The 25,655-nt window shown below is 61.7% G+C and carries 25 protein-coding genes (1 of these 25 only partly in view); 14 read left to right on the top strand and 11 right to left on the bottom strand.

Annotated elements, in window-relative coordinates:
• The 4 genes from ACSQ2W_RS07385 to ACSQ2W_RS07400 form a co-directional block, all read left to right on the top strand.
• Positions 1–286, top strand: the end of a protein-coding gene (locus tag ACSQ2W_RS07385) for an ornithine cyclodeaminase family protein (protein ID WP_436085671.1). The gene continues 659 nt to the left of window position 1, outside the view; only the last 286 of its 945 coding nucleotides appear in the window; the start codon falls outside the window, past its left edge; its stop codon occupies positions 284–286.
• Positions 287–677: 391 nt separating this feature from the next.
• Positions 678–3,146 (top strand): ATP-dependent helicase HrpB, encoded by a 2,469-nt coding sequence (gene hrpB / locus ACSQ2W_RS07390; protein ID WP_436085672.1) that lies wholly within the window; start codon positions 678–680, stop codon positions 3,144–3,146.
• Positions 3,147–3,176: 30 nt separating this feature from the next.
• Positions 3,177–4,481 carry an ActS/PrrB/RegB family redox-sensitive histidine kinase gene (locus tag ACSQ2W_RS07395; RefSeq protein WP_436085673.1) on the top strand — a complete coding sequence of 435 codons (1,305 nt, stop codon included), beginning with the start codon at positions 3,177–3,179 and terminating at the stop codon, positions 4,479–4,481.
• 80 nt (positions 4,482–4,561) lie between these two features.
• Entirely contained in the window at positions 4,562–5,155 is a 594-nt protein-coding gene (locus ACSQ2W_RS07400; RefSeq protein WP_436085674.1) for an ActR/PrrA/RegA family redox response regulator transcription factor, read from the top strand.
• Positions 5,156–5,166: 11 nt separating this feature from the next.
• Here the strand turns inward: ACSQ2W_RS07400 and ACSQ2W_RS07405 are convergent, their stop codons facing one another.
• On the bottom strand, positions 5,167–5,700 hold the full coding sequence (locus ACSQ2W_RS07405; protein WP_436085675.1) for an MmcB family DNA repair protein: 534 nt from the start codon (positions 5,698–5,700) through the stop codon (positions 5,167–5,169).
• 181 nt (positions 5,701–5,881) lie between these two features.
• Between ACSQ2W_RS07405 and ACSQ2W_RS07410 the strand changes: the two genes are divergently transcribed.
• On the top strand, positions 5,882–6,544 hold the full coding sequence (locus ACSQ2W_RS07410; RefSeq protein ID WP_436085676.1) for a L,D-transpeptidase: 663 nt from the start codon (positions 5,882–5,884) through the stop codon (positions 6,542–6,544).
• A gap of 139 nt (positions 6,545–6,683) precedes the next feature.
• On the opposite strand, the gene ACSQ2W_RS07415 is transcribed toward ACSQ2W_RS07410, so the two are convergent.
• Together ACSQ2W_RS07415 and ACSQ2W_RS07420 are read right to left on the bottom strand one after the other, a co-directional pair.
• On the bottom strand, positions 6,684–8,855 hold the full coding sequence (locus ACSQ2W_RS07415; RefSeq protein ID WP_436085677.1) for a malate synthase G: 2,172 nt from the start codon (positions 8,853–8,855) through the stop codon (positions 6,684–6,686).
• Positions 8,856–8,964: 109 nt separating this feature from the next.
• Positions 8,965–10,965 carry a hydantoinase/oxoprolinase N-terminal domain-containing protein gene (locus ACSQ2W_RS07420; RefSeq protein ID WP_436085678.1) on the bottom strand — a complete coding sequence of 667 codons (2,001 nt, stop codon included), beginning with the start codon at positions 10,963–10,965 and terminating at the stop codon, positions 8,965–8,967.
• A gap of 143 nt (positions 10,966–11,108) precedes the next feature.
• Here ACSQ2W_RS07420 and ACSQ2W_RS07425 point away from each other — a divergent pair, with 143 nt between their 5' ends.
• Positions 11,109–11,726, top strand: coding sequence for a hypothetical protein (locus ACSQ2W_RS07425; RefSeq protein ID WP_436085679.1), 618 nt, complete (start codon positions 11,109–11,111; stop codon positions 11,724–11,726).
• Here ACSQ2W_RS07425 and ACSQ2W_RS07430 read toward each other — a convergent pair.
• From ACSQ2W_RS07430 to hslV, 5 genes are all read right to left on the bottom strand, one after another.
• Positions 11,689–13,083: a cytochrome P450 gene (locus ACSQ2W_RS07430; RefSeq protein WP_436085680.1), complete on the bottom strand. Its 1,395-nt coding sequence runs from the start codon at positions 13,081–13,083 to the stop codon at positions 11,689–11,691. The two genes, ACSQ2W_RS07425 and ACSQ2W_RS07430, sit on opposite strands and share 38 nt — an antisense overlap.
• Before the next feature lie 79 nt (positions 13,084–13,162).
• Complete coding sequence (locus ACSQ2W_RS07435) at positions 13,163–14,077, bottom strand: DUF1402 family protein (protein WP_436087701.1); 915 nt, start codon at positions 14,075–14,077, stop codon at positions 13,163–13,165.
• Between the two features lie 211 nt (positions 14,078–14,288).
• Positions 14,289–15,593, bottom strand: coding sequence for an ATP-dependent protease ATPase subunit HslU (gene hslU, locus ACSQ2W_RS07440; RefSeq protein ID WP_436085681.1), 1,305 nt, complete (start codon positions 15,591–15,593; stop codon positions 14,289–14,291).
• Complete coding sequence (locus ACSQ2W_RS07445) at positions 15,590–16,108, bottom strand: GNAT family N-acetyltransferase (protein WP_436085682.1); 519 nt, start codon at positions 16,106–16,108, stop codon at positions 15,590–15,592. The genes hslU and ACSQ2W_RS07445 overlap by 4 nt, the downstream gene beginning before the upstream one ends.
• The gene (gene hslV, locus ACSQ2W_RS07450) at positions 16,098–16,622 is read right to left on the bottom strand and encodes an ATP-dependent protease subunit HslV (protein ID WP_436085683.1); all 525 of its coding nucleotides are present in this window, start codon (positions 16,620–16,622) and stop codon (positions 16,098–16,100) included. Before hslV ends, ACSQ2W_RS07445 begins: the two co-directional genes overlap by 11 nt.
• Before the next feature lie 223 nt (positions 16,623–16,845).
• Here hslV and hisB point away from each other — a divergent pair, with 223 nt between their 5' ends.
• From hisB to coaA, 7 genes are all read left to right on the top strand, one after another.
• Positions 16,846–17,454 carry an imidazoleglycerol-phosphate dehydratase HisB gene (gene hisB, locus ACSQ2W_RS07455; protein ID WP_436085684.1) on the top strand — a complete coding sequence of 203 codons (609 nt, stop codon included), beginning with the start codon at positions 16,846–16,848 and terminating at the stop codon, positions 17,452–17,454.
• 26 nt (positions 17,455–17,480) lie between these two features.
• Positions 17,481–17,960 carry a DUF2628 domain-containing protein gene (locus ACSQ2W_RS07460; RefSeq protein ID WP_436085685.1) on the top strand — a complete coding sequence of 160 codons (480 nt, stop codon included), beginning with the start codon at positions 17,481–17,483 and terminating at the stop codon, positions 17,958–17,960.
• Positions 17,960–18,610, top strand: coding sequence for an imidazole glycerol phosphate synthase subunit HisH (gene hisH, locus ACSQ2W_RS07465; RefSeq protein WP_436085686.1), 651 nt, complete (start codon positions 17,960–17,962; stop codon positions 18,608–18,610). The genes ACSQ2W_RS07460 and hisH overlap by 1 nt, the downstream gene beginning before the upstream one ends.
• Position 18,611: 1 nt before the next feature.
• Complete coding sequence (gene hisA, locus ACSQ2W_RS07470; protein ID WP_436085687.1) at positions 18,612–19,355, top strand: 1-(5-phosphoribosyl)-5-[(5-phosphoribosylamino)methylideneamino]imidazole-4-carboxamide isomerase; 744 nt, start codon at positions 18,612–18,614, stop codon at positions 19,353–19,355.
• A gap of 103 nt (positions 19,356–19,458) precedes the next feature.
• Entirely contained in the window at positions 19,459–20,235 is a 777-nt protein-coding gene (gene hisF / locus ACSQ2W_RS07475; RefSeq protein ID WP_436085688.1) for an imidazole glycerol phosphate synthase subunit HisF, read from the top strand.
• A gap of 18 nt (positions 20,236–20,253) precedes the next feature.
• A complete protein-coding gene (locus ACSQ2W_RS07480) occupies positions 20,254–20,568 on the top strand; it encodes a phosphoribosyl-ATP diphosphatase (protein ID WP_436085689.1) in 315 nt (104 codons plus the stop codon).
• Between the two features lie 7 nt (positions 20,569–20,575).
• Positions 20,576–21,571: a type I pantothenate kinase gene (gene coaA, locus ACSQ2W_RS07485; protein WP_436085690.1), complete on the top strand. Its 996-nt coding sequence runs from the start codon at positions 20,576–20,578 to the stop codon at positions 21,569–21,571.
• A 3-nt stretch (positions 21,572–21,574) separates the two neighbouring features.
• Here coaA and ACSQ2W_RS07490 read toward each other — a convergent pair whose 3' ends face one another.
• The 3 genes from ACSQ2W_RS07490 to ACSQ2W_RS07500 form a co-directional block, all read right to left on the bottom strand.
• On the bottom strand, positions 21,575–22,186 hold the full coding sequence (locus ACSQ2W_RS07490; RefSeq protein ID WP_436085691.1) for an alpha-ketoglutarate-dependent dioxygenase AlkB family protein: 612 nt from the start codon (positions 22,184–22,186) through the stop codon (positions 21,575–21,577).
• A 68-nt stretch (positions 22,187–22,254) separates the two neighbouring features.
• Positions 22,255–22,689: an alternative ribosome rescue aminoacyl-tRNA hydrolase ArfB gene (arfB, locus tag ACSQ2W_RS07495; RefSeq protein WP_436085692.1), complete on the bottom strand. Its 435-nt coding sequence runs from the start codon at positions 22,687–22,689 to the stop codon at positions 22,255–22,257.
• A 139-nt stretch (positions 22,690–22,828) separates the two neighbouring features.
• Positions 22,829–24,439: a phosphoenolpyruvate carboxykinase gene (locus ACSQ2W_RS07500; RefSeq protein ID WP_436085693.1), complete on the bottom strand. Its 1,611-nt coding sequence runs from the start codon at positions 24,437–24,439 to the stop codon at positions 22,829–22,831.
• A 340-nt stretch (positions 24,440–24,779) separates the two neighbouring features.
• Between ACSQ2W_RS07500 and ACSQ2W_RS07505 the strand changes: the two genes are divergently transcribed.
• Positions 24,780–25,511, top strand: coding sequence for a response regulator transcription factor (locus ACSQ2W_RS07505; protein ID WP_085995046.1), 732 nt, complete (start codon positions 24,780–24,782; stop codon positions 25,509–25,511).
• Positions 25,512–25,655: the final 144 nt, after the last annotated feature.

Consider the following 25,655-nt stretch of genomic DNA (forward strand, 5'->3'; position numbering starts at 1 on the left):
CTTCAAGCCGAGCATGCGCGAATCCGACGACCGGGCGGTGGAGCGCGCCACACTGTTCGTCGATACCCGCGACGGCGCGCTCAGCGAAGGCGGCGACCTCGTGCAGCCGCTGCGCGCCGGCATCATCACGGCGGGCTCGGTGATGGCAGACCTGACGGAACTGACGCGAGGAAGGCATCGGGGGCGCATTGAGGACGGCGAGATCACTCTGTTCAAATCGGTGGGTGCCGCACTGGAAGACCTGGCAGGTGCCATTCTCGCCTTCGAGCGTTCGCTGCAGATCTGATGGACGCCACTGGATCGCTCTCGGTTTTTGGTCCCCCATCGGCGGAGGCCATCGTTCCCTTCGCCGGATTTCCCATTGCGCCGCCACGACCGCACTTGCTATTGCGCGACTGGCGCGCGATGAGGATGTGAATGAAACCCGACGGCAACGCAGACGGTCTCTTTTTGGATGAGATTTGCATAAGTCCGGCTGTCTGGACACGACTGTGGCCTTCTGCGACTGGCCGCCCAGCCGGTCTCCTGACTACCATGGATCCACCCGGCTTCGGCCCCGGCTACCAGATGGGCCACCGAATTTTTTTCAGGGCGAAGAGCGAAGAACTGCCGTTCGTTGCGTCTGACCGCGCCGGCGCGCAAGCATCCGCACGGCGGGTTGGCGAGGATACAGGTCAATGAATGTGACGAGCACCCTGCCAGACCTGCCCGTGAAGGCTGTCCTTCCGAAACTTGGGCAGGCTCTGGCACAGGCACCCTCGGTCGTGTTGTCCGCCCCACCGGGTGCCGGCAAGACCACATTGGTGCCGCTCTTCCTGCTGGAGCAATCCTGGCGCGGCGACGGCCGGATCATCCTGCTCGAGCCGCGGCGGCTTGCCGCGCGCGCCGCTGCCGGCCGCATGGCAAGCCTGCTCGGCGAAACGGTGGGCGAGACGGTGGGCTACCGCATGCGGCTCGACAGCCGGGTCTCCGCCAGGACCCGCATCGAAGTGGTGACCGAGGGCGTCTTTGCCCGCATGCTGCTCGACGATCCGGAACTGCCCGATGTTTCGGTCGTCTTGTTCGACGAGTTTCATGAGCGATCGCTGGATGCCGATTTCGGTCTGGCGCTGGCGCTCGACGTGCAGCAGGCGCTGCGCGCCGATCTGAAGCTGATCGTGATGTCGGCAACGCTGGACGTCGAGCGCGTTGCCGGGCTTCTTGGCGGCGCCCCGGTCATCGAAAGCCAGGGGCGCAGCTTTCCGGTGGATGTGCGCTATCAGGAACGGCCGTCCACCGAACGGGTGGACGATGCCGTGACGCGAGCGATCATCGAAGCTCACCGTCAGGAAACGGGTTCGATCCTTGCCTTCCTGCCGGGGCAGGCGGAAATCACCCGCACGGCCGAGCGGCTGGAGGGTCGGTTCGACGCGACCACCGTTGTCACGCCGCTCTTTGGCAATCTCAGCCAGAAGGAGCAGGACGCGGCGATCCGCCCGGCACCTGCGGGCACGCGCAAGATCGTGCTGGCCACCTCGATCGCCGAGACGTCCATCACCATCGATGGGGTTCGTATCGTCATCGACAGCGGGCTTCAGCGGCTTCCCGCCTTCGAGGCCTCCACCGGCATCACCCGACTGGAGACCGTCCGTGTCTCTCGCGCCTCCGCCGACCAGCGAGCGGGCCGCGCCGGACGCACGGAGCCGGGCGTTGCCATCCGCCTCTGGCATCAAGGCCAGACGGCAGCGCTTCCGGCCTTCACGCCGCCGCAAATTCTCTCCAGCGACCTGTCCGGTCTCGTGCTTGACCTTGCCCATTGGGGCGTGACCGATCCAGCTGGGCTCGCCTTTCTCGACCTGCCGCCGGCCACGACATGGCAGGAGGCGAAAGTGCTGCTCACTCAACTTGGCGCGCTCGATGCCAACGGCGCGTTGACGGCGCGGGGAAAGCAAATCCGCCAGCTGGCCCTGCCGCCGCGTCTCGCCGCCATGGCCGTTTTGGCGGCGGAGGAGGGACAGGCGTATGAGGCCTGTCTTCTGGCCGTTCTCCTGACCGAGCAAGGATTAGGTGGAAATGGTATCGATCTCGAAGACCGGCTGCGTCGTTTCAAGTCCGAGCGCGGCGATCGTGCTGATGCCTCGCGCGGCCTTGCCCGGCGAATGGCAAAGGGTTTGAGTGCCGGCAAGGAGACGAACGACCCGGTGCAGCCGGGTATCCTGCTGATGCACGCCTTTCCGGACCGGATCGCCTTGCAGCGCGGAGGGCGCGGGCGTTTCGTCATGGCCAATGGCCGCGGCGCGGAACTGCCGGAAACCGAGCGACTGGCCGGCGCTTCGATGCTGGTCATTGCCGACCTCACCGGGCGAGCCGGCGGCCAGCGCATTCTTGCCGCCGCCGAGATTTCCCGCGCCGATGTCGAAGCCCATATGCCGCAAGCGATCATTCGCGAGGACCAGACGTTCTTCGACAAGCCAAGCCGGCAGGTCCGGGCAAGGCGGGTGACGCGCCTGGGCGCCATCGTTTTCGAGGAGACGCCGCTTCCGCGGCCGCGCGGCGAACAGTCCGCTCGTGCGCTGGCCGAGGGCCTGCGCCAACTCGGTCTGGCCGTTCTGCCGTTCTCGAAGGAGGCCGCTCAATTGCGTGACCGGATCGGCTTCCTGTACCGCACCATCGGCAACCCCTGGCCGGATATGTCGGACGAGAGCCTGCTTGCACGGCTGGAGGATTGGTTCGTGCCCCTTCAGGGTGAGACGCGGGGCATCGACGACATCAGCGCCGCCGGCCTTTCCGAAGGATTGCAGTCGCTGGTGCCGCACGAGATTGCCCGCGATCTGGCACGCCTCGCACCGACCCATTTCGAGGCGCCGACGGGACAGCGCCATCCGATCCGCTATGACGGCGACGAACCGGTTCTGTCGATCCGCGTGCAGGAGCTCTTCGGATTGAAAACCCATCCGTCGATCGGTGGCGGGCGGAGGCCATTGCTTCTGGAGCTGATCTCGCCCGGTCACAAACCAATGCAGACCACGCGCGATCTGCCGGGATTCTGGTCCGGGTCCTGGAAGGATGTCCGTGCCGATATGCGCGGCCGCTATCCGAAACACCCCTGGCCGGAGGATCCGGCAAATGCGCTGCCGACGACACGGGCAAAACCGCGTGGTACATGAACGGCAGTGACCTTGACGACAGGAAACCGGATGACCGTGGCAGCAATCGAAAGTGATGAACCGACCACAAGCCGGGTGCTGCGCCTGCAGACGATCGTTCGTCTGCGCTGGCTGGCGGTCGGCGGGCAATCGATCGCAGTGATCATCACCGCGTTCTGGCTGCAATTCCCCTTGCCGCTGATTGCCTGTTCCTCGCTCATCGCCGTTCTTGCCTGGGTCAATGCCTATCTCACGATCCGCTACCCGCCGACGCACCGGTTGCAGCCGTCTGCGGCTTTTGCCCTGCTCGGCATCGACCTGGCGCAATTGACCGCACTTCTCTTCATCACCGGCGGCCTCGCCAATCCTTTTGCACCGCTTGTCTGCGTGCCGGTGATCATTTCCTCCGCCTCGCAACCCAAATGGCACAGCGTCGCCCTTGCGGTCCTCGCCATTCTTGGCATCACAGCGCTGGCGTTCACGCCCTTTCCGCTGCCGTGGTATCCGGGCGTCGTGCTTCTGGTACCGACGATCCTGACGGCGGGGTTCTGGTTCGCCATCGTTTCGACCACGGCCTTTGCGGCCTTCTATACTTACCGCGTCTCGCTGGAGGCGAGCGAACTTTCCGAGGCGCTGACAGCAACGGAACTGGTACTGCAGCGGGAAAAACACCTGTCACAGCTCGACGGGTTGGCAGCGGCGGCGGCGCACGAACTCGGAACACCGCTTGCTACCATCAGTGTCGTCGCCAAGGAGATGGAACGCGAGCTCGGCGACGACCCGCGTTTTGGCGAGGACGTGCAATTGTTGCGCAGCCAGAGCGAACGCTGCCGCGATATCCTGCGGCGGCTGACGACTTTGTCTTCCGAGAACGAAGCCCATATGCGGCATCTGCCGCTATCGTCGTTGATCGAGGAGGTGATGGCACCGCACCGTGAATTCGGCATCCAGATCAACCTGGTCGAAAGAGGCGATCGCGCCACCGAGCCCGTCGGCAACCGCAATGCCGGCATTCTCTACGGCCTCGGCAATCTTCTGGAAAACGCCGTCGACTACGCCAAGAAGGAAGTAACGGTCACGGTCACTCATACGCCGGACATCGTCTCGGTCACTATCGAGGATGATGGCGACGGCTATGCGCCTGACATTCTCAGCCGAATCGGCGAACCCTACGTGACCAAACGCCAGAAGGACGACAGCGCCGGTGGACTGGGCCTCGGCCTGTTCATCGCCAAGACGCTGCTGGAGCGCTCGGGCGCCAAACTGACTTTCGAAAACGGCGGCCCGGACAAGCCGGGTGCGCGCGTCAGCGTCGAATGGCCACGCATGCTGATGGACACGAAACTTACAAAATGACTTTATGGCATTTTGAACCGGGAATATGCGAACTTACATAGAGCGCAGAAAAAATTGAGCCCTGCGCCGAGGATTGCGACATGACGGAAAGAACGACCGAACAGGCAGCCGCCCCCGGTGACGGCAAGCTGGATGCATCGTTGATCGGAGCCGACACCTCCCTGCTGATCGTCGATGACGACGCCCCCTTCCTGCGCCGCCTTGCCCGCGCGATGGAGACGCGTGGCTTTTCCGTCGATATCGCCGAATCCGTCGCCGAAGGCATCGCCAAGGCGAAGACCCGTCCGCCGAAACACGCGGTCGTCGATCTGCGGTTGGGCGACGGTAGCGGTCTCGACGTGATCGAAGCGATCCGCGCCAAGCGCGACGACACCCGCATCATCATGCTGACCGGCTATGGCAACATCGCCACCGCCGTCAACGCCGTGAAGCTCGGCGCCGTCGACTATCTCGCCAAGCCGGCCGACGCCGACGACATCTTCGCAGCATTGGTGCAGAGAGCTGGCGAACGCGCCGAGCCCCCGGAAAACCCGATGTCGGCCGACCGCGTCCGCTGGGAGCATATCCAGCGGGTCTATGAAATGTGCGAGCGCAATGTTTCCGAAACCGCCCGGAGGCTGAACATGCACCGGCGGACGCTGCAGCGTATCCTTGCGAAACGCGCACCCAAGTAGAGGGCGCCGTCTTACGTCTCGCTATCCAGCGAGACCGAGCCGATCTCGCGCATGTTCGGGCTGGTATCGCCCGCCCGATCTGCCGACCATTCCGCCAGCATCAGCCGCTGCGCCGCGGCCCGCGCGAAATTGAGGGATACCGACTTTCGCGTCGGAGCCGCAAGCCTGTGCTCCGGCGCGTCGCGGATCATCTCCGCATCATAGCCGTCCGACAGGAGCAACCCGCATTCTTCCGGAAAGATATCGAGCGGCACGCCAGTATGGGTGGCGAAGTAAAGCCGGTCCGAATGCATCCGGTAATCGGGCCATTTCCGGTCGACCTTGAAATCCTCGATCGAGGTCTTGATCTCGACAATCCAGATATCGCCCTTCGGCGAGATGGAGATCAGATCCGCCCGCCTTCCGCTCGCAAGCGTCAACTCCGGCAGCACCGCATGACGCATTTCATGCAAGAATCGCTGCACGCCGCGGCGCACCATCAGCGCGCGCTGCGACTGCCGCCCGTCGATCAGAGGGCTATCGTTGTGGATAGAGAGAATCGCCATGCATTAAACTCTGGCACAAGGCCGCTTTTGTTGCAAAAAAGCACTCCGTGGAGTTTTTGACACATCCGACAGAAATGCTGCATCGCATTCACTTGCAATCGGGATGTTAATCGAAAATAAACCATAATCGCTGATGGTCGAGCCGACCCAGATATTCTTAACTTCATTTTAAGAGACACCCATGCGCTTCCGCAATGCAGTTCTGCTGTGCAGCCTCGCGGCCACCCTCGCTTTGGCCAGTTGCTCCACGGCACCGATCTCTCCGATCGGTGAAAAAGTCGCGACCAACCAGATTTTCTCCAATGGTTACGGTCCGGTCGAAGACCACGGCTACGCCTTGCCGGCGATCCCGATCAACAAGGTCAATGAGCGCTTCCACCGCCAGATCGTCGACTATACGACGCCTGAAAAGCCCGGCACAATCATCGTCAACACCCCGAACCGTTTCCTCTATTTCGTGCTGCCCGGCCGCAAGGCCGTTCGCTACGGCATCGGCGTCGGCAAGGCAGGCTTCGCATGGGAAGGCCGCGCCTACGTCGCCTGGAAACAGGAATGGCCGACCTGGCATCCGCCGAAGGAAATGGCCGAGCGCAAACCGGAAGTGGCACAATATGTCGAGGACGGCATGGGCCCGGGCCTACGCAACCCACTCGGCGCGCGCGCCATGTACCTGTTCAACGACGAAGGCAAGGATACGCTCTTCCGTATTCACGGATCGCCGGAATGGACATCGATCGGCACCGCGGCCTCTTCGGGCTGCATCCGGATGATCAACCAGGACATCATCGACCTCTACGCACGCGTTCGTCCGGGCAAGAACACCCGCGTCATCGTCCAGCAGTAACGAAACCCGGCGTTCATCGCAGATGCTTTCCAATCCCCGGCTCGTCCGGGGATTTTTGATTCGCGGCCGAGAAGCGCCAGGCGGCGTTCGGCCTGTCGCTCGCAGGCCCACGGTACAGGTTCGCAACCTTGGCTCCTGGTCACGAAATTACCTGACTTGCCTTCAGCTCCAGCCGGCGGCGGTGCAGGACAGGTTCGGTGTAGCCGTTCGGCTGTTCGCGACCCTTCAGCACCAGTTCGAGCGCTGCCTGAAAGGCGATGGAGCCGCCGAAATTGCCGGCCATCGGCGTGTAGGCCGGATCACCGGCATTCTGGCCATCGACGACCGCCGCCATGCGCTTCATCGTCTCGACGATCTGCTCCTCGGTAACGATGCCATGGTGCAGCCAGTTGGCCATATGCTGGGCGGAAATCCGCAGGGTCGCACGGTCTTCCATCAGGCCGATATTGTTGATGTCGGGAACCTTGGAGCAACCGACGCCCTGGTCGATCCAGCGGACGACATAGCCGAGAATGCCCTGGGCATTGTTGTCGAGTTCGCGCTGGATTTCCTCCGGCGTCCAGTTGGGACGCGGCGCGACGGGAACGGACAGAATATCGCTGAGTTTTGCCCGGGGGCGACTCTTCAGGCTGGCCTGGACCTCGGCGACATCGACCTTGTGATAGTGGGTTGCATGCAGCGTCGCGGCCGTCGGCGAGGGAACCCAGGCCGTGTTCGCGCCCGCCCTCGGATGGGCGATCTTCTGCTCCAGCATCGCCGCCATCAGGTCGGGCATCGCCCACATGCCCTTGCCGATCTGGGCATGGCCGGACAGGCCGCATTCCAGCCCGATATCGACATTCCAGTTTTCGTAAGCCGCGATCCAGGCCGCCTGTTTCATGTCGCCCTTGCGGATCATGGGGCCGGCCTCCATCGAGGTGTGCATCTCGTCGCCGGTCCGATCGAGGAAGCCGGTATTGATGAAGACGACGCGGTCTTTCGCCGCCCGGATACATTCCTTCAGGTTGACGGTGGTGCGGCGCTCTTCGTCCATGATGCCCATTTTCATGGTATTGGGGGCCATGCCGAGCACCTCTTCGACGCGACCGAAGATTTCCGAGGCGAAGGCGACCTCCTCCGGACCATGCATTTTCGGCTTGACGATATAGATCGAGCCTTCGCGCGAATTCATCCGGCCGCCGTTTGGGCCGATGTCGTGCAAGGCAATCAGGCCGGTGATCATGGCGTCCATGATGCCCTCCGGAACCTCGTTGCCGTCGCGATCGAAAATGGCCGGATTGGTCATCAGGTGCCCGACATTGCGCACCAGCATTAGGGCGCGACCTTTAAGCGAAATCTCCGATCCATCCGGCGCGGTGAAGCTAAAATCCGGGTTGAGCTTGCGTGTAAACGTCTTAGCCCCCTTGGTGACGTCCTCCTGAAGATCGCCCTTCATCAGGCCGAGCCAGTTGCGATAAACGACGACCTTGTCTTCCGCATCGACGGCGGCGACGGAATCCTCGCAATCCATGATCGCGGTAATCGCCGATTCGAGGATGACGTCGGAAATATGCGCCGGATCGTCCTTGCCGGTCGCCGTCGAGGCATCGATGACGATCTCGATATGCAGGTTGTTCTTTTTCAGGAGCAGATGAGATGGCGACGCCGCATCGCCGCGAGAGCCGGCAAACTGCGCCGCATCGGCGAGTGTCGTCGCACCGGCAGCCCTCGATATCGTCAGGCTTGAGCCCGTAACCGCAAATCCGGTGACATCGCTCCAGCTTCCGGCAGCAAGCGGCGCACTGGCATCGAGAAAGCCGCGCGACCAGGCAATAACCTTCTGGCCGCGAACCGGGTTATAGCCCTTGCCCTTTTCAGCGCCGCCGTCTTCGCTGATGGCGTCGGTGCCGTAGAGCGCGTCATACAGCGAGCCCCAGCGGGCATTGGCAGCATTCAGGGCATAGCGCGCGTTCATGACGGGAACGACGAGCTGCGGCCCGGCGATCGTCGCAATTTCGGGATCGACATTGCTGGTGGAAACGGAGAAATCCGGCCCCTCCGGCAGCAGATAACCGATCTCCTTCAGAAAATTTTCGTAGGCGGCGATATCGACCGGCGCGCCGTTCTTTCGGTACCAATCATCCAGCTTCTCCTGAAGAGCATCGCGCTTGGCCAGAAGCTTGCGATTTTTCGGCGCCAGATCGTGAATGATCTGAGAAAAACCCGAGTAGAATCGATCGACGTCGATACCGGTGCCAGGCAGCGCCTCGTTCACTAGGAAATCGTGCAGGCCTGCATCGATTTTCAGCCCATTCTTTTCAATCCGACCCATCGGCAACTCCCTGAAATAACGCTCAAATATGAGAGACTGCAGTCTCTCACTGTTTCATTCCCTGTCAATCCAGCGAAAATACGAAGAATTATTTCCGAAATCGAACAAATCAATCGTGCGCAACACGCGGCCGGCCGCTGGCGACGACCGTAAACCGTGCCTCGATGAGCTTGCGGCTGCCCTCGATCTCCGGCGCATCGATTTCCTCACGCATCGTCACCGCCGGCTCATCCGCACCGTTCGCCCGCGCCGCGGCAAGGGCTGCCGTCTCCGCCCGCTCGCGCGCTGATGCAAAGGCCTGCCCCTCGTCAAGGAAACGGCTGCTCGGCCCGGCACCGTTGACGATGAAGATACCCTCTTCCGGCGTCGTGACAAAGACGGTCACCGAAGCCCGTACCTGGCCGACGACCGCGCCGACCGCATTGGCGACACCCGCTTCTTCCGGAATGCACGACTCTGCACGCAACATTTCGGCGATGGCCGGATAATAGACCGGCGCGGAAGCGCCGAGCCCGACCAGCGGCCGGTCGAGGGAAAGAGAAAAGCCGACAATGCCGGGCTCACGCTTCAGCGCCCGGTCGACGGCCAACGATACCGCCGGATCGATCGCCGCACCATCTTCCGCCAGGCAGGAAGAAAGAATGGCCTCGGCGGACTGACGCGTCAGCCGCGCGACGATCATCTCCGACAGTTCCTCGGCCGACGCGGCAATCGGTTTGCCCGAACCGTCCTTCGTGCGCGCAGCGAGTTCCGCGCCCAGCCGCGCGGCCGTAGCATTCCACTGCCCCTGGCGTCCGAGCACATGCATGGCATCGGACGGCGTCAGGCCGCAGATATGCACGAGACCACGTGCCACCAACCGGTCCAACGTCGCCTTCTGCGGCGTGTTCGTCAAAAGATGCTCCACCGATACCGGGACAGCGCCGATCCGCTCATACAAGGCCCGTTCCTGCAGGTGAAGGCCGCTCGCCAGATGGTCAGGAAGGCCTGTGCGGACCGCAAAACGGCCGTCGTGGCGGCCGACATGGGGCGTGCGCAGCTGCCGTTCGAGCACGGAAATCACCGCATCCTCATGCTGCGCAGCCGCAAGGCTCAGAGGCAGGAACCGGCGCGGTCCGAGATCGATCTTCGCCTTAAGGCCACGATCGTTGATGCGGACCTCCGAATCGCCGCCAAGGCCGAACGTGCGCATGGCGACCGCCTCGACCATGGTGCGGAAACCGCCGACAACGGCACCCTCCGCATCGAGACGCGGGCGTCCCTGGTCGAGCACCGCCACATCCGTCGTGGTGCCGCCGATATCGGAAACGACGGCATTGTCGAGGCCGGTCAGGTGCCGCGCGCCGACAAGGCTTGCGGCGGGGCCGGAGAGAATAGTCTCGATCGGCCGCAACCGCGCTTCGGCAGCGGAAATCAACGCGCCGTCGCCGCGTACCACCATCATCGGCACATCGATGCCGCGCTGTTGCAAAAAGCCTTCGCAGGCGCCGATCAGCCGGTCGATCATCGAGACCAGGCGGGCATTGAGCAGCGTCGTGAGAGCCCGCCGCGGACCGCCCAACTTGGAAGACAGTTCGTGGCTGCAGGTGACCGGCAGATGCGAGGCTTCGCGGATACGATCACGCACCCGCTGCTCGTGAGCCGGATTCCGCACGGCAAAATAGCCGGCGATCGCGAAGGACGAAACTTCTCGCGAAAGCTGCGGCAACGCCGCATCCAGCGTCGTCAAGTCGAGCAGCGTCTCGCCGCCATGCACATTATGGCCGCCCGGCAGGAAGATCACCGGATCGGAGCCGAGCGCTTCCTGCAATCCGTCGCGCTTCAGATCGTCCGGACCGAAACCGATCATGACGAGACCGGCGCGGCCGCCCTGGCCCTCGACCAGCGCATTGGTCGCAAGCGTCGTCGACAGCGAAACGAGGCTGATGGCGGAAGCGGGAGCCTTGGCCTGCTCCAGTACCGCCTCGACGGCACCGGCGATGCCGACGGAGAGGTCGTGACGGGTGGTCAGCGACTTCGCCTTGGCGACAACCCCTTTGGTCTCGCTGAAAAGAACCGCATCGGTATAGGTTCCGCCTGTGTCGATACCGAGGAGAAGATGTTCAGTCAAAGCAACGTCCATTCAAGCAGGCGCCGGAAACCCGGCTTCAAAGCACATGGACGAGGTGATATGACATCTTTCAGCGAAAGGCCATCGCTGCGCCGACATGGGAATTTCGGCGCAGCGACAACGCGAAAAAAGAGGATCATCGCATGACCGGTTTCTCACGCATGCTCTTTCTGGCGATAGCACTTGCGGGTTGCCCGGCCCTTTCCGGTCCTGTTTTTGCTGAGGACGCCGAGGACGAGGAGGAATACAAGCCGGTCCTTCCCGATGTCTCGATCTACAAGGCGATGCTCGACGCCAACAAGACAACCGGCTGGATCCAGTTCCGTAATTACGACGACAAGCAGCTGATCTATTTCACCACGCTGCAGACCATGCATTGCCGGCTTTCGGAAATTCGCTACTCGGTCAATTCGGATGCTCTCGACAAACGGTTCCCGCTCGGGAAATGCAATCCGCACATCCCCTTCAACCTGCCCGAGGACAATACCAACGAATATGTCTATATCTCGCTGCCGGCTGGAGAGGCAAAGACACTGACCATCCAGGCCGTCTGGGATGACGGGGCGGGCAGCGAAATCGTCGTCTACAAGCCGTGCGAAGGCGTCGGCGATTCCACCTGTGCGCAGATCAAGACGATCAAGAAGCCGAAGAAACAGCTGCAGGAGCCGGTGCCGGCCGATTCGCCGATCCGCGCCGTGCAATCGGAAACGCCGGGCAAGACATTTACCGAGCCGACACCCTCAACGGCAGCCCGCCCCTAGGCTGCGTCGTCAGCCGTTGCACCGGCCAGGGCTTGGTTTCCGGCGTCATATCGAACCGGAACCGCTTCATCATGACGCCAAGCGCGATCACCGCTTCCTGCAGTGCAAAAGTGGCGCCGATGCAGATGCGCGGGCCTGCTCCGAACGGCAGGTACTGGAACCGATGCAGCTTGTCACGATTTTCCGGCAGGAACCGTTCCGGCATGAAGGCGCGCGGTTTTTCCCAGTAGAGCATATGGCGATGCAGCGTCCAGGGCATGATCAGGACCGAAATGCCCTTGGGGATCTCTACCCGCTCCCCTTCCGGCGAGGTCCATGAATCGGCCTTGATCGCCGCACGGTTGATCGAGGGCGCTGGCGGATAGAGCCGCATCCCCTCCTCGAAGGACGCGCGTACATGCGGCATCAGATCGAGCCAGTCTACCGGTTCGGCACCGCTCGACAGCACGCGATCGATCTCCGCCTCCATATTGTCGCGTACATGCGGGGAATTGGCGACGCAATAGAGCGTCCAGGCAAGCGCTCGCGCCGTCGTTTCGTGGCCGGCACCGATGAAGGTCAGGATATTGTCGGAAATTTCGTCGGTCGACAGCCCCTCCGGCCCTTCCAGTTGCAGAAGCAGCGTCAGGAAGTCTTGCGGCGCCGACGCCGGATCCGAGCGCATCAACTGGCGACGGTCGTCCATGGTTTTCTCGACGATCCCGCGGAATTCCGCCATCACCTTGGCGCCGCCGATGCGCGTGAGCCGCGGCACCCAGGGCGGCGCCAGCAAAAGGTCCATGGGATCGACGCGGCCCATGCGATGCAGCAGCCGTTCGACACTATCGGCAAACCCCTCGGTTTCGGCCGCGATCTGTCCGGAAAACAACGTCTCCGAGAGAATTCCGTAGGTCAGCTCGGTCATGTCGTTGGCGATGTTGACGACCGATCCTGTGGCGGCCGCCTCATCATACTTCACGACATATTCCTCGGTCTTGGCCAGCATCTGCTTGGCGAAACCTCTGGCATGACGCGGCGTGAAGGCCGGCGCCATCGCCTTGCGCGACCGCTTCCACACCTCGCCCTCGGCCGTCAGCAACCCGTCGCGCAGGATCGGCCGCAGAATGAGGCGGCGGACCTTGGACATTTCGTAGTTCGAGGCATTCTCGACCAGCACGTGGCGGATCAGGTTCGGATCGTTGACGATCAGGGTGCGCTGGTTGATGAACTTGGTGTCGATCCAGGGCAGCGTATAGGAGGGCTCGCCCCACAATTCGAGCGGATTGCGCATTACGGTGCGGATGATTTGCAGCCGCGACGGCGGCACCGTGCGCGGGATCGGCGCAGGCGGCTCGAACGGTTCAGGTCTCATATCCATGGATGGGCTTTCCGGACCGCCACACATTGGCGGCTCCAACCACACACCGTCGCATAAAGCTGTGGCGAATTCAGGAAAGTTAGAGCAGCGCCCTCAATTCCGCCAGCTTGTCATTGACCAGCCAGCCATAATAATTTTCCTCGGGCCACTGCACCTCGCCGCCCTCGTTCCTGGCGGCAAGTGCTGCAGCGCGCTGGTCGGGATTGCCGACATTGTAGAGGGTCGCGGTGATGCCGGGATTGCCGGAAATATCCATGCCGGCGATCGACTTGTAGGCGTCGATTGAATGACGGATCGAGGCCGCCATGTAGGCGAGCGACTGATCGGGATCCATGATTGCCGCGTAGACGCCAGACGCGTTGTTTTCATCCAGCCGGTCATAGCCGGAGACGCTCGACACCATGTCGGTCAACATAAGAGCCGTCAGCGGATTGATCTGGCCAAGACCGAATGTCTGGCCCGCGAAAAACGGCTGGAAGAAGACGGCGCTGAAGCGATTGTTCGGATAGGGCATCCCACCCACCGAATTGCCGCGGAATTGGCTGTCCCACACGCTTTCGCGGCAACTCCACAGCGCATAGGAGCTCTTCTTGCCCTCGCATTTGGCAAATTCCGGCCGCGACACGAATTGGGCGACACCTTCGCCCTCATAGCCGAAGCGGAAACTGTCGCCGGCATAGGCGGCGGCCTTGACGTAATAGGACTGCAGCCGGTCATAGGCATCGACATTGTAGGTATGTTCGCCGACGATGGCGCCGATCATATGGATCGGATCGATGCCATAGGCACGCGCCGTCGACTTGATCTTGCTCATCAGCTTGCCGTCAGTCGCAAGAAGATTGCGCACTTTCTCGTATTTCGCATCGAAGGATGTCTTCCCGGCTTTCGTTCGCCGCATCGAGGCGCCGGGAACGTTCGGCTGCTCCTGATACCGGTTGCCTTCGGGCACGACGCGCAATCCGTCGGCAACAGCGGGGCCGGTAACGAGAATCATTCCCGCAAGAACAAGCATTTGAACGATGGCGCGCACGAGCGGTTTTCCTGTGACCTGGCAAGACTGGCTTTGATGCGCGGGGACGCATGCGGCAGAATCGTGTCGGAATCATGCCCGGCACGCAGAAACGCTTATCGCGCGCCGGCTGAGGAAACAACAAGGGCGCCCATCGCATGACGGACGCCCTGTTCGGTTTCGCGACGTACTGCCGTTACAGAATATAGCGCGACAGGTCCGTATTGGCAGCGAGATCGCCGACATGAGTCTTCACATAGTCCGCATCGATCTTCAGCGATTCACCGGACTTGTCAGGCGCCACATAGGAGATTTCATCGAGCACCCGCTCCATCACCGTCTGCAGCCGCCGGGCGCCGATATTCTCGACGCTCGAATTGAGCATAACGGCAACATCGGCGAGCGCGTCAATTGCATCGTCGGTGAAGTCCAGGTTGACGCCCTCCGTTTCCAGCAGTGCCTTGTATTGCCGGATCAGGCTGACTTCGGTTTCGGTGAGAATGCGGCGGAAGTCTTCCTTGGTCAGCGCCTTCAGCTCGACACGGATCGGCAGGCGGCCCTGAAGCTCGGGGAGCAGGTCCGACGGCTTCGAGACGTGGAACGCACCCGAGGCGATGAACAGGATATGGTCGGTTTTCACCGGGCCATATTTGGTCGCAACCGTCGTGCCTTCGACGAGCGGAAGCAAGTCACGCTGCACGCCTTCGCGTGAAACACCGGCGCCCATGCCGCCGTCGCGCGCCGCGATCTTGTCGATCTCATCGAGGAAGACGATGCCGTCGTTTTCCGCGGAGCGCACCGCTTCGCGCTGGATCTCCTCGTTGTCGAGGAGCTTGTCTGATTCATCGTTGATCAGGATGCCGTAAGAGTCCTTGACCGTCGTGCGAACCTTCTTGGTCCGCTGACCCATCGCCTTGCCGAACATCTCCGACAGGTTGAGGACGCCGATATTGGCGCCCGGCATGCCGGGAATCTCGAAGCCGCCGGGCGTCGATGTATCGGCAATATCGATGTCGATTTCCTTGTCGTCCAGTTCGTTGGCGCGCAGCTTCTTGCGGAAGCTGTCGCGCGTCGCCGGTGAGGCGGTGGCGCCCACGAGAGCATCGAGTACGCGCTCTTCTGCATTCAGATGCGCCTTTGCCTTGACATCGGCCCGCTTCTTCTCGCGCACCAGGCCGATGCCAACCTCGACGAGGTCGCGGACGATCTGCTCGACATCGCGGCCGACATACCCAACTTCGGTGAATTTCGTCGCCTCGACCTTAATGAAGGGGGCGCCGGCGAGCTTGGCAAGACGGCGCGAAATCTCCGTCTTGCCGACGCCGGTCGGCCCGATCATCAGGATGTTCTTCGGCATCACCTCGTCACGCAGCTCGTCGGTGAGTTGCTGGCGGCGCCAGCGGTTGCGCAGAGCGATGGCGACAGCGCGCTTGGCATCGTGCTGGCCGATGATGAACCGGTCGAGCTCCGACACGATTTCGCGGGGTGAAAATGTGGTCATGACATCCTCTCAAATTCTATCCGGGTCAATTCCATCAGGATTGTTCGCCCAGTGCTGTCGTTCCATTCGCCATAAGGGGTAAAACCCGCCTTGGCATAAGCCCGCAGGGCCCGTTTATTCTCTGCATCGGGATCGATGATGATCCGTGGCGCGGTGCCTGCAAAAAGTCTCGCCGCAAAGGCTCTGATCACCACAGGCGCAATGCCCTTGCCGATCATGCCGGGCGGTCCGACAAAAATGTCGACACCCGGCGTATCCGGCGTCAGATCCTTAGCCCAGGGCTCGCTCTCATATTGCGTCGGCAGCCAGGACTGGATGTAGCCGGCCGGTTCGCCATCGACGGAAAAGACGAAGCCTTCGACTTCACCGGTTAAGCAGCCGTCACGGATCAGTTTCAGCTCTTCATCCGGCTCACCCCACCATTGCCGCACATGCCGCTGCGAAAGCCAGCCGAACAGCATCGGCATATGGCTCTCGTCAACAGCCGCGAAGGCGATGGATGGATCAGGCTGCATCGAGCTTTTCGATGACGATATTGCCGTTGGTATAGACGCAGATATCACCGGCGATCTCCATCGCCCGGCGGGCGACCTCTTCGGCCGTCTTGTCCGAATCCATCAGCGCGCGAGCAGCCGCAAAGGCAAAATTGCCACCCGAGCCGATGGCGATCGTGCCGTGTTCGGGTTCAAGCACATCGCCATTGCCGGTGATCGCCAGCGTGATCGATTTGTCGGCCACCAGCATCATCGCTTCGAGATTGCGCAGATATTTATTGGTGCGCCAGTCCTTGGCAAGCTCGACGGCGGCGCGCATCAGCTGGTCCGGATACTGCTCGAGCTTGGCTTCCAGCCGCTCCAGGAGCGTAAAGGCATCGGCGGTGGCGCCCGCGAAACCAGCGATCACGTCGCCCTTGCCGAGGCGGCGGACTTTTCGCGCATTGCCCTTCATCACGGTCTGGCCGAGGCTCACCTGGCCGTCGCCGGCCATCACCACCTGTCCGCCCTTTCGGACGGTAATAATTGTTGTCATGAAATACCTACCTGCCCGGCTGCCGGGCCTTTTCAAAGAGCCGAACATCGGCCCTGTTGAAGCGTATGTAAGGGCGCTTTTGCTGATTGCAAATAGCCCCATCCCACTTCCCTGCCGCGCTTAAGTCGGCTGCGCTTCGCGTCCGCGAGAATCACCGTACCGGTTCTGGATATTTCGCCCACCGCCTGATATGGAGCGGCTCTGTTACATTCGGGAGAACCTGATGGCCGACCAGCAAGCCAAGCGCACCGGCAGCGTTTCGCGCAAGACCAACGAAACCTCGATCACCGTATCCGTCAACATCGACGGCACCGGTACATCGCGCATTTCGACGGGCGTCGGCTTCTTCGATCATATGCTGGAACAACTTTCCCGCCATTCGCTGATCGACATGGACATCACCGCCGACGGCGACCGGCATGTCGACGATCACCACACGGTGGAAGACACCGGCATCGCCATCGGCCAGGCCCTCTCCAAGGCGCTCGGCGAACGGAGCGGCATTACCCGCTACGCCTCGCTCGACCTTGCCATGGACGAGACGATGACGCGCGCCGCCGTCGATGTCTCGGGCCGTCCCTTCCTCGTCTGGAACGTCGCCTTCTCCGCGCCGAAGATCGGTACTTTCGATACCGAACTGGTGCGCGAATTCTTCCAGGCTCTGGCTCAGCATGGCGGCATCACGCTGCATGTGCAGAACATCTACGGCGCCAACAACCATCATATCTCCGAAACCTGCTTCAAGGCCGTTGCCCGCGTGCTTCGCACGGCAACAGAGATCGATCCGCGCCAGGCAGGCCGCGTTCCCTCCACCAAGGGCACGCTGGTCTGACCGGGCCATATTGAAAGTTGGCTGACATGGCCTCCTATCTGGTTCTGACACCGCCCGCCGCCCTCAGAAACGACGAGGATGCGCGGTTCATCGCCGACAAGTTTTCCTGGATTGCCTTTCTCTTTCCGGCGATCTGGCTGCTCGTCAAAAGACAGTGGATTGCAGGCGTCACGGTTGCCATCCTGCAGTCGACCATCGCCATCCTGACCTCGGAGCTCCGCGCCATGCTGGCGGGGCTTCTGATCGGACTGGCGTTGCGCCTTCTCGTCGCTCTCGAAGGTCCGGCCTTTGTCGCGCGGCGACTGGAAGCTGCCGGCTGGACGCTCCAATCGGTCATCGCGACCGATGATCTGGCCCTTGCCGAAATGATCTACGACCACGAGACGGCTGCGCAGGCGACGGCGTCCGGCGATGCCGCGAGGCAGCTCCCGGCGCTGCCGCCGTCGACGGCACGATCCGAAAACCGCCCGGCCTTCGGCCTGTTTGAGAATTATGGAGAACGCTGATGCGCGTTGCGATCATTGACTACGGATCCGGCAATCTGCGCTCGGCAACGAAAGCCTTTGAGCGTGCCGCCCGTGAAGCCGGCATCGACGCGGAGATCGACCTCACCGACAAGGCTGACCGCGTCGCAAGCGCCGACCGCATCGTCCTGCCCGGCGTCGGCGCCTATGCCGACTGCCGCCGTGGTCTCGACGCGGTGGACGGCATGCAGGCGGCGCTGGCGGAAGCGGTGGAAAAATCCGCCCGTCCCTTCCTCGGCATCTGCGTCGGCATGCAGCTGATGTCGTCGCGCGGGCTGGAAAAGACGACCACTCAAGGGCTCGGCTGGATCAGGGGCGATGTCGTTGAGATGGTGCCCGCCGATCCGACCCTGAAAATCCCGCAAATCGGCTGGAATACGCTGGAGCTGAGGAAGCCGCATCCTCTGTTCGATGGCATCAAGACCGGCGAGGATGGGCTGCACGCCTATTTCGTCCATTCCTACCACCTCGCCGTCGAAAACCCGGACGACCTGATCGCCACGACCTCGTATGGCGGCGTGGTGACCGCCTTTGTCGCCCAGGGCAACAAGGCTGGCGCGCAGTTCCATCCGGAAAAGAGCCAGACGCTCGGCCTCGCCCTCATCTCGAATTTCCTGCGCTGGAAGCCCTGACATGATCCTCTTTCCCGCCATCGACCTCAAAGACGGCCAGTGCGTGCGCCTCAAGCTCGGCGACATGGAACAGGCGACCGTCTACAATCCCGACCCCGGCGCCCAGGCCAAGGCCTTCGAGGACCAGGGGTTCGAATGGCTGCACGTGGTCGATCTCAACGGTGCCTTTGCCGGCGAGACGGTCAACGGGGCAGCTGTCGATGCGATCCTGAAAGCCACGAAAAATCCGGTGCAGCTCGGCGGCGGCATCCGCACGCTCGATCATATCGAGAACTGGCTGTCACGCGGGCTTGCCCGTGTCATTCTCGGCACCGTCGCCGTGCGTGATCCGGCGCTGGTCATCGAGGCCTGCCGGAAATTCCCGGACAAGGTTGCCGTCGGTATCGACGCCAAGGGCGGCAAGGTGGCGGTCGAGGGCTGGGCGGAAGCCTCCGAACTCGGTGTCATCGAACTGGCGAAGAAATTCGAGGGCGCCGGCGTTTCGGCAATCATCTATACTGATATCGACCGCGACGGCATCCTGACCGGCATCAACTGGGCGTCGACGCTGGAACTGGCCGACGCCGTCTCCATCCCGGTGATCGCGTCGGGCGGCCTTGCCTCGATGGACGATATCCGCCGCATGCTTGAACCCGACGCAGTGAAACTTGAAGGCGCCATTTCCGGCCGCGCGCTCTATGACGGCCGCATCGACCCGACCGAGGCGCTGACCCTTATTCGCAGCGCGAAAGGAAAATCGGCATGACTTTAAATGCCCGTGTCATTCCCTGCCTCGACGTCAAGGACATGCCGCGACGCCCGCAGCCGCAAAGCGGCGAGCACGCGCAAACCAAGAAAGAGGCTGTCCTATGACCCTCAAAGCCCGTGTTATCCCCTGCCTCGACGTCAAGGACGGCCGCGTCGTCAAGGGCGTCAGCTTCGTCGACCTGATCGATGCCGGCGACCCCGTCGAATCGGCCAAGGCCTATGATGCCGCCGGTGCCGATGAGCTCTGCTTCCTCGACATCACCGCCTCCTCGGATAACCGCGACACCATCTTCGACGTCGTGGCGCGCACTGCCGACCATTGCTTCATGCCGCTCACTGTCGGCGGCGGGGTGCGCACGATTGCCGATATCCGCAAGCTGCTGCTCGCGGGCGCCGACAAGGTCTCGATCAACTCGGCCGCGGTGAAGAACCCCGATTTCGTTGCCGAGGCGGCCGACAAGTTCGGCAACCAGTGCATCGTCGTCTCGATCGATTCCAAGAAGGTGTCGCAGCCCGGCGAGGAAGACCGCTGGGAGATCTTCACCCATGGCGGACGCCAGGCGACGGGTCTCGACGCTGTCGCATTCGCCGATAAGATGGTAGAGCGCGGCGCCGGCGAGCTCCTGCTGACCTCGATGGACCGCGACGGCCAGAAGACCGGCTACGACATCGCGCTCACCCGCACCATCGCCGACCGTGTTTCGGTTCCGGTCATCGCTTCGGGCGGTGTCGGTAACCTCGACCATATGGTCGAAGGCATTCGCGACGGGCATGCGACGGCAGTGCTTGCCGCCTCGATCTTCCATTTCGGCACCTATAGCATCGGCGAGGCCAAGCGCTATATGGCAGAGCATGGCATCGCCATGCGGCTCGACTGAGCGACAGGACGGAAACCGATGAGCGACTTTTCTCTTTCCAGCCTCGAGGCGATCGTCGCCGAGCGCGCCACGGCGTCGCCGGAGCACTCCTGGACAGCAAAACTCGTGGCCCATGGCCAGGCGAAGGCTGCCAAGAAACTTGGCGAGGAAGCGGTGGAGACAGTGATCGCGGCGATTTCGAACGACCGCGCCAATCTCGTCGCGGAAAGTGCCGATCTGCTCTATCACCTTATGGTCGTCTTGAAAATTGCTGATATTCCGTTGCAGGATGTGATGAGCGAACTCGAACGGCGCACCCGCCAGTCGGGTCTCCAGGAAAAGGCGAGCCGGTAGAGAATTCATGACCATCGCGGCAAAAGACATAGGCCCAGCCGATATTCCGGATCATTTCGGCAACACCGACTATTCCCCCTATCGTTTCTTCTCGGCCGAGGAATGGTCCCGCTTCCGCGCCGACACGCCTTTGACGCTGACGGCCGATGAGGTTCAACGTCTGCGGTCGCTCAACGACCCCGTCGATCTCGACGAAGTCCGGCGCATCTACCTGTCCTTGTCGCGGCTTCTGTCGGCCCATGTCGAATCCTCGCAGATGCTGTTTGCCCAGCGGCAGCGTTTCCTCAGCATGTCCGGAGAGGCGAAAACGCCCTTCGTCATCGGTATCGCGGGTTCGGTCGCCGTCGGAAAATCGACCACGGCGCGTATTCTCGCCGAGCTCCTGTCGCGCTGGCCATCGAGCCCGAAGGTCGATCTGGTGACGACCGACGGTTTCCTCTTTCCCAATGCGACGCTGCTTCGGGAAAACATGATGGACCGCAAGGGCTTTCCCGAGAGCTACGACATCGGCGCGCTCTTGCGCTTCCTGTCGGCGATCAAGGCCGGCCAGCCGAACGTCAAGGCGCCAACCTATTCGCACCTGACCTACGACGTGCTGCCCGACCAATTCCAGATCATCGACCGGCCGGATATCCTCATCTTCGAAGGCATCAACGTGCTGCAGTCGCGCAACCTGCCGGCAGACGGCAAGATCGTGCCGATGGTCTCGGATTTCTTCGATTTCTCGATCTATATCGACGCCGAGGAAAGCCTGATCCACAGCTGGTACGTCGACCGTTTCATGCGTCTGCGCCAGACGGCCTTCCGCAACCCGGATTCCTTCTTCAAGCGCTATGCAGAGGTCAGCGAGGAGGAGGCGCTGTCGATCGCCGAAGGGCTCTGGAACAACATCAACCTGAAGAACCTTCGCCAGAACATCCTGCCGACGCGGCCGCGCGCCGACCTGATCCTGCAGAAGGGCCCGAACCACCTCACCGAGACGGTGGCGCTGCGCAAACTCTGAGGCTCAGACGGTGACCCGGCGAAGTGTCAGGTTGATGCGGCCGCCGTTTTTCAGAAGTGTCGAGGTGTTGGGATAGATCCTGTCCACGCCGTGAAAGGCAAGACGCCCCTCGCCGCCCAGCACGACGACATCACCACTCGACAATTTGAACGACAGGGTCCGGTCGTTTCGCTCCCGCCCGCCCACGCGAAACAGACAGCTATCGCCGAGCGAAATGGACACGACCGGCGTCTCCAGATCCTGCTCATCACGGTCCTGGTGCAAGCCCATGCGGGCATCCTCGCTATAGAAATTCACGAGACAGGCCTGCGGTTCCTTGGACGGGCCGGAAACGGCGCGCCAGATATCGAGAAGCGCGTCCGGCATCGGCGGCCAAGGCTTTCCGGTAACAGGGTGCTCGCGCTGGTACCGATAGCCGCGCTCCTTGTCCGTCACCCAGCCGAGCGGGCCGCAATTGGTCATGCGCACCGACATCGGCTTTCCGGTCTTCGGCATCGCCGGCACGAAAAGCGGGGCCTCCGCGACGATGGCGCGAATGCTCTCCACCAGAGCTTCCTGCTTTTCGCGGTCGAGAAAGCCGGGGATATGGCGAATACCCTGGGGAAGAACCCGCATCGAAACACCTATTGCTCCAGCCTAACAGAGTGCAGTGACGGACAAAAACAAGGTCCGTGCGAAAAACCTCATTCGCTTTCAGGACGGCCGCGCATCTTCTTGACTTCGCCGCGCCCCGTCTTTTCCTTCAGGCGGCGCTCGATCGAGCCCTTCGTCGGCCTGGTCTTTCGCCGCGGCGGTGGCGGCGGCTCGGCAGCCTTGAGGATCAGTTCCTTCAACCGTTCGCGCGCATCCTCGCGATTGCGCTCCTGGCTGCGGAAACGGCTCGCCTCAATCATTAGAACGCCGTCCTTTGACACCTTGCGACCGGCGAGCTTGACGGCGTTTTCGCGCACCCGCTCCGGCAAAGCCGGCGATGCCTTGATTCCGTAGAACAACTGGACGGCCGTCGAGACCTTGTTGACGTTCTGGCCGCCCGGACCGCCGGCCAGCACGAATTGCTCCGTCAGTTCCCAGCCGGCAATGACGATGTTGTCGTTGATATAAAGCGGATCGCTGGCCATGACGTTCTTCCTTCCATCGCTCTATCTCACAGGATGGCGAGCTTGAAAACGCATGAACCGCCAGACATAAGAAAACCCGGCCTTTTCAAGCCGGGTTTCACGTGAATCATAGCCTGCGATTTATATTCGGTTGTCTTTTTTACTCCGCAGCGAGCTTGGCGCCCGGGGCAGCATCGCGAACGCTGCCGTCGACGTGGTTTTCGAACTTGGCGAAATTGGCAACGAACATGTCCACCAGCTTGCGGGCCTGCTCGTCATAGGCGGCACCGTCGCTCCAGGTCGAGCGCGGATCGAGGATCTTGCTATCGACGCCGGGAACCGCAACAGGCACGGCGAAACCGAAATTGCTGTCCGTGCGGAACTCCGCCGATGCCAGAGAACCGTCGAGTGCTGCTGCAAGCAGCGCGCGCGTCGCCTTGATCGGCATGCGGTTTCCGGTGCCATAGGCGCCACCGGTCCAGCCGGTGTTCACGAGCCAGCAATTGACGCCGTGTTCTGCAATCAGCGTTTTCAAGAGGTTGCCATACTCGGACGGATGGCGCGGCATGAAGGGGGCGCCGAAGCAGGTCGAGAAGGTCGCTTCCGGCTCGGTCACGCCCTTTTCCGTTCCTGCCACCTTGGCGGTGTAACCGGAGAGGAAGTGATACATGGCCTGGTCAGGCGTCAGACGCGCGATCGGCGGCATCACGCCGAAGGCGTCGGCCGTCAGCATGATGATCGTGCCCGGATGGCCCGCAGTGCCGGTCTTGCTGGCATTCGGGATGAAGTCCAGCGGATAGGCACAGCGCGTATTTTCGGTCAGCGAGCCATCATTGAAATCCGGCACGCGGTTGTCGTCAAGGATGACGTTCTCGAGCACGGTTCCGAACCGGCGCGTCGTTGCAAAGATTTCCGGCTCGGCTTCGGCCGACAGGCGAATGGTCTTGGCATAGCAGCCGCCTTCGAAATTGAAGATGCCGTCGTTGCCCCAGCCGTGTTCATCGTCGCCGATCAGCGTACGCTTCGGATCGGCCGACAGCGTCGTCTTGCCGGTGCCCGAAAGACCGAAGAAGACCGCCGCGTCGCCAGTCGGACCGACATTGGCAGAGCAATGCATCGGCATCACGCGCTTGGCCGGCAGCAGGTAGTTGAGCATGGTGAAGACCGACTTCTTCATCTCGCCGGCATAGGACGTGCCGCCGATCAGGATGATGCCCTTGGTGAAGTTGCAGGCAATCACGGTTTCGGTGCGGCAACCATGGCGGGCAGGATCACCCTTGAAACCCGGTAGATCGATGATCGTCAGCTTCGGTGCGAAAGTGGCGAGCGAAGCCTTTTCCGGGCGGATCAGCAGGTTGCGGATGAACAGCGAATGCCAGGCAAATTCCGTAACGACGCGTGTCGGCAGCGCGTTTTCCGCATCAGCGCCACCGATCAGGTCCTGAACATAAAGCGACTTGCCCTTGGCATGGTCGAGCATGTCCTGATGCAGGATCTCGAAGTGCTCTGGCGACATTTCATTGTTGTTGTCCCACCAGATTTCGCCCGCCGTATTGGCGTCGCGGACGACGAATTTGTCCTTCGGGGAACGGCCCGTATGCTGTCCCGTCAGGGCACGCACAGCGCCATGAGCGGTCAGCTGCGCTTCGCTGCGGCGCAGGATTTCCTCATAGAGTTCAGCGGTGCCGAAGTTATACCGAACCATGTCCAGGTTGGTGAAACCGATTGATTCCAGCCCAAGGGATGGGTTGCGAATGCCGAGTTCCTTCATGGTTCAGCTTTCCTCCGTGGTTTGCCTAAAGAACGTTGAATGTTAGTGAACATAAAAGGAGCAGTGAGAAAAGACAAGGTTGCTGTCTCAAAATATCTAATAATTTCAGTATATTAATCGATTTAAAAGAATTTATTGCTTTTTTAATCGGTTGAATCGCCGCTTTTCGAACGGCTTTTTTCCAGCCAAATGGCGCTTTCCCCGCCTGCCACATTGCTTTTGCTTTTTACTTCGCCACAATTTGTTCCACCTTTATACTCAAGAAACGCCTCGTGCCGCAGCAGTGACCCGGACGACCGGGCTTCCGCGGAGGCGTAGTGAAATGGTGGAAACCTATACGATGCAGACGATTGCACTTGTCGATGACGACCGGAACATCCTGACCTCGGTGTCGATTGCGCTGGAAGCGGAAGGATACAAGGTCGAAACCTATACCGACGGTGCCTCGGCCCTCGATGGGCTGCTTGCCCGGCCACCACAGCTGGCCATCTTCGACATCAAGATGCCGCGCATGGACGGCATGGAGCTTTTGCGCCGCCTGCGCCAGAAGTCGGACATTCCGGTGATCTTCCTCACCTCCAAGGACGAGGAGATCGACGAGTTGTTCGGCCTGAAGATGGGCGCCGACGACTTCATCACCAAGCCCTTCTCGCAGCGACTGCTGGTTGAGCGCGTCAAGGCGATCCTCCGCCGTTCGGCCAACCGGGAAGCCGCGGCTGCAGCAAATTCCGGCGGCGCCGCCAAGACCGCCGCCGATGTGCAGGCGCGCTCGCTGGAGCGCGGCCAGCTGTCGATGGACCAGGAGCGTCATACCTGCACCTGGAAAAACGAGCCGGTCACCCTGACGGTTACCGAATTCCTCATCCTGCATTCGCTGGCGCAGCGCCCCGGCGTGGTGAAGAGCCGCGATTCACTGATGGACGCTGCCTATGACGAACAGGTCTATGTCGATGACCGCACGATCGACAGCCACATCAAGCGGCTGCGCAAGAAGTTCAAGATGGTCGATAACGACTTCGACATGATCGAGACGCTCTACGGCGTCGGCTACCGCTTCCGCGAATCGGCCTGACGAACGCCGGCAATGATACGGCTGCGGCGCGCGGTTCTCTGACGCGTCGCGGCCACACTGGCATGGTTTGTCGCGGAACTGTATGATACGGCTCCGCGCCGGGGCGAACCGCAGATAGGTTTTCGCCGATAACAGCCATATCTG

The sequence above is a fragment of the Pararhizobium sp. LjRoot255 genome (genome assembly GCF_964252905.1).
GTDB lineage: Bacteria > Pseudomonadota > Alphaproteobacteria > Rhizobiales > Rhizobiaceae > Pararhizobium.

What these genes read in the sequence shown, in the direction of transcription:
- hrpB (WP_436085672.1), top strand. Translation starts at nt 678, where the DNA reads ATGAATGTGACGAGCACCCTGCCAGACCTGCCCGTGAAGGCTGTCCTT.
- ACSQ2W_RS07395 (WP_436085673.1), top strand. Translation starts at nt 3,177, where the DNA reads ATGACCGTGGCAGCAATCGAAAGTGATGAACCGACCACAAGCCGGGTG.
- ACSQ2W_RS07400 (WP_436085674.1), top strand. Translation starts at nt 4,562, where the DNA reads ATGACGGAAAGAACGACCGAACAGGCAGCCGCCCCCGGTGACGGCAAG.
- ACSQ2W_RS07405 (WP_436085675.1), bottom strand. Translation starts at nt 5,700, where the DNA reads ATGGCGATTCTCTCTATCCACAACGATAGCCCTCTGATCGACGGGCGG.
- ACSQ2W_RS07410 (WP_436085676.1), top strand. Translation starts at nt 5,882, where the DNA reads ATGCGCTTCCGCAATGCAGTTCTGCTGTGCAGCCTCGCGGCCACCCTC.
- ACSQ2W_RS07415 (WP_436085677.1), bottom strand. Translation starts at nt 8,855, where the DNA reads ATGGGTCGGATTGAAAAGAATGGGCTGAAAATCGATGCAGGCCTGCAC.
- ACSQ2W_RS07425 (WP_436085679.1), top strand. Translation starts at nt 11,109, where the DNA reads ATGACCGGTTTCTCACGCATGCTCTTTCTGGCGATAGCACTTGCGGGT.
- ACSQ2W_RS07430 (WP_436085680.1), bottom strand. Translation starts at nt 13,083, where the DNA reads ATGGATATGAGACCTGAACCGTTCGAGCCGCCTGCGCCGATCCCGCGC.
- ACSQ2W_RS07435 (WP_436087701.1), bottom strand. Translation starts at nt 14,077, where the DNA reads ATGATTCTCGTTACCGGCCCCGCTGTTGCCGACGGATTGCGCGTCGTG.
- hslU (WP_436085681.1), bottom strand. Translation starts at nt 15,593, where the DNA reads ATGACCACATTTTCACCCCGCGAAATCGTGTCGGAGCTCGACCGGTTC.
- ACSQ2W_RS07445 (WP_436085682.1), bottom strand. Translation starts at nt 16,108, where the DNA reads ATGCAGCCTGATCCATCCATCGCCTTCGCGGCTGTTGACGAGAGCCAT.
- hslV (WP_436085683.1), bottom strand. Translation starts at nt 16,622, where the DNA reads ATGACAACAATTATTACCGTCCGAAAGGGCGGACAGGTGGTGATGGCC.
- hisB (WP_436085684.1), top strand. Translation starts at nt 16,846, where the DNA reads ATGGCCGACCAGCAAGCCAAGCGCACCGGCAGCGTTTCGCGCAAGACC.
- ACSQ2W_RS07460 (WP_436085685.1), top strand. Translation starts at nt 17,481, where the DNA reads ATGGCCTCCTATCTGGTTCTGACACCGCCCGCCGCCCTCAGAAACGAC.
- hisH (WP_436085686.1), top strand. Translation starts at nt 17,960, where the DNA reads ATGCGCGTTGCGATCATTGACTACGGATCCGGCAATCTGCGCTCGGCA.
- hisA (WP_436085687.1), top strand. Translation starts at nt 18,612, where the DNA reads ATGATCCTCTTTCCCGCCATCGACCTCAAAGACGGCCAGTGCGTGCGC.
- hisF (WP_436085688.1), top strand. Translation starts at nt 19,459, where the DNA reads ATGACCCTCAAAGCCCGTGTTATCCCCTGCCTCGACGTCAAGGACGGC.
- ACSQ2W_RS07480 (WP_436085689.1), top strand. Translation starts at nt 20,254, where the DNA reads ATGAGCGACTTTTCTCTTTCCAGCCTCGAGGCGATCGTCGCCGAGCGC.
- coaA (WP_436085690.1), top strand. Translation starts at nt 20,576, where the DNA reads ATGACCATCGCGGCAAAAGACATAGGCCCAGCCGATATTCCGGATCAT.
- ACSQ2W_RS07490 (WP_436085691.1), bottom strand. Translation starts at nt 22,186, where the DNA reads ATGCGGGTTCTTCCCCAGGGTATTCGCCATATCCCCGGCTTTCTCGAC.
- arfB (WP_436085692.1), bottom strand. Translation starts at nt 22,689, where the DNA reads ATGGCCAGCGATCCGCTTTATATCAACGACAACATCGTCATTGCCGGC.
- ACSQ2W_RS07500 (WP_436085693.1), bottom strand. Translation starts at nt 24,439, where the DNA reads ATGAAGGAACTCGGCATTCGCAACCCATCCCTTGGGCTGGAATCAATC.
- ACSQ2W_RS07505 (WP_085995046.1), top strand. Translation starts at nt 24,780, where the DNA reads ATGCAGACGATTGCACTTGTCGATGACGACCGGAACATCCTGACCTCG.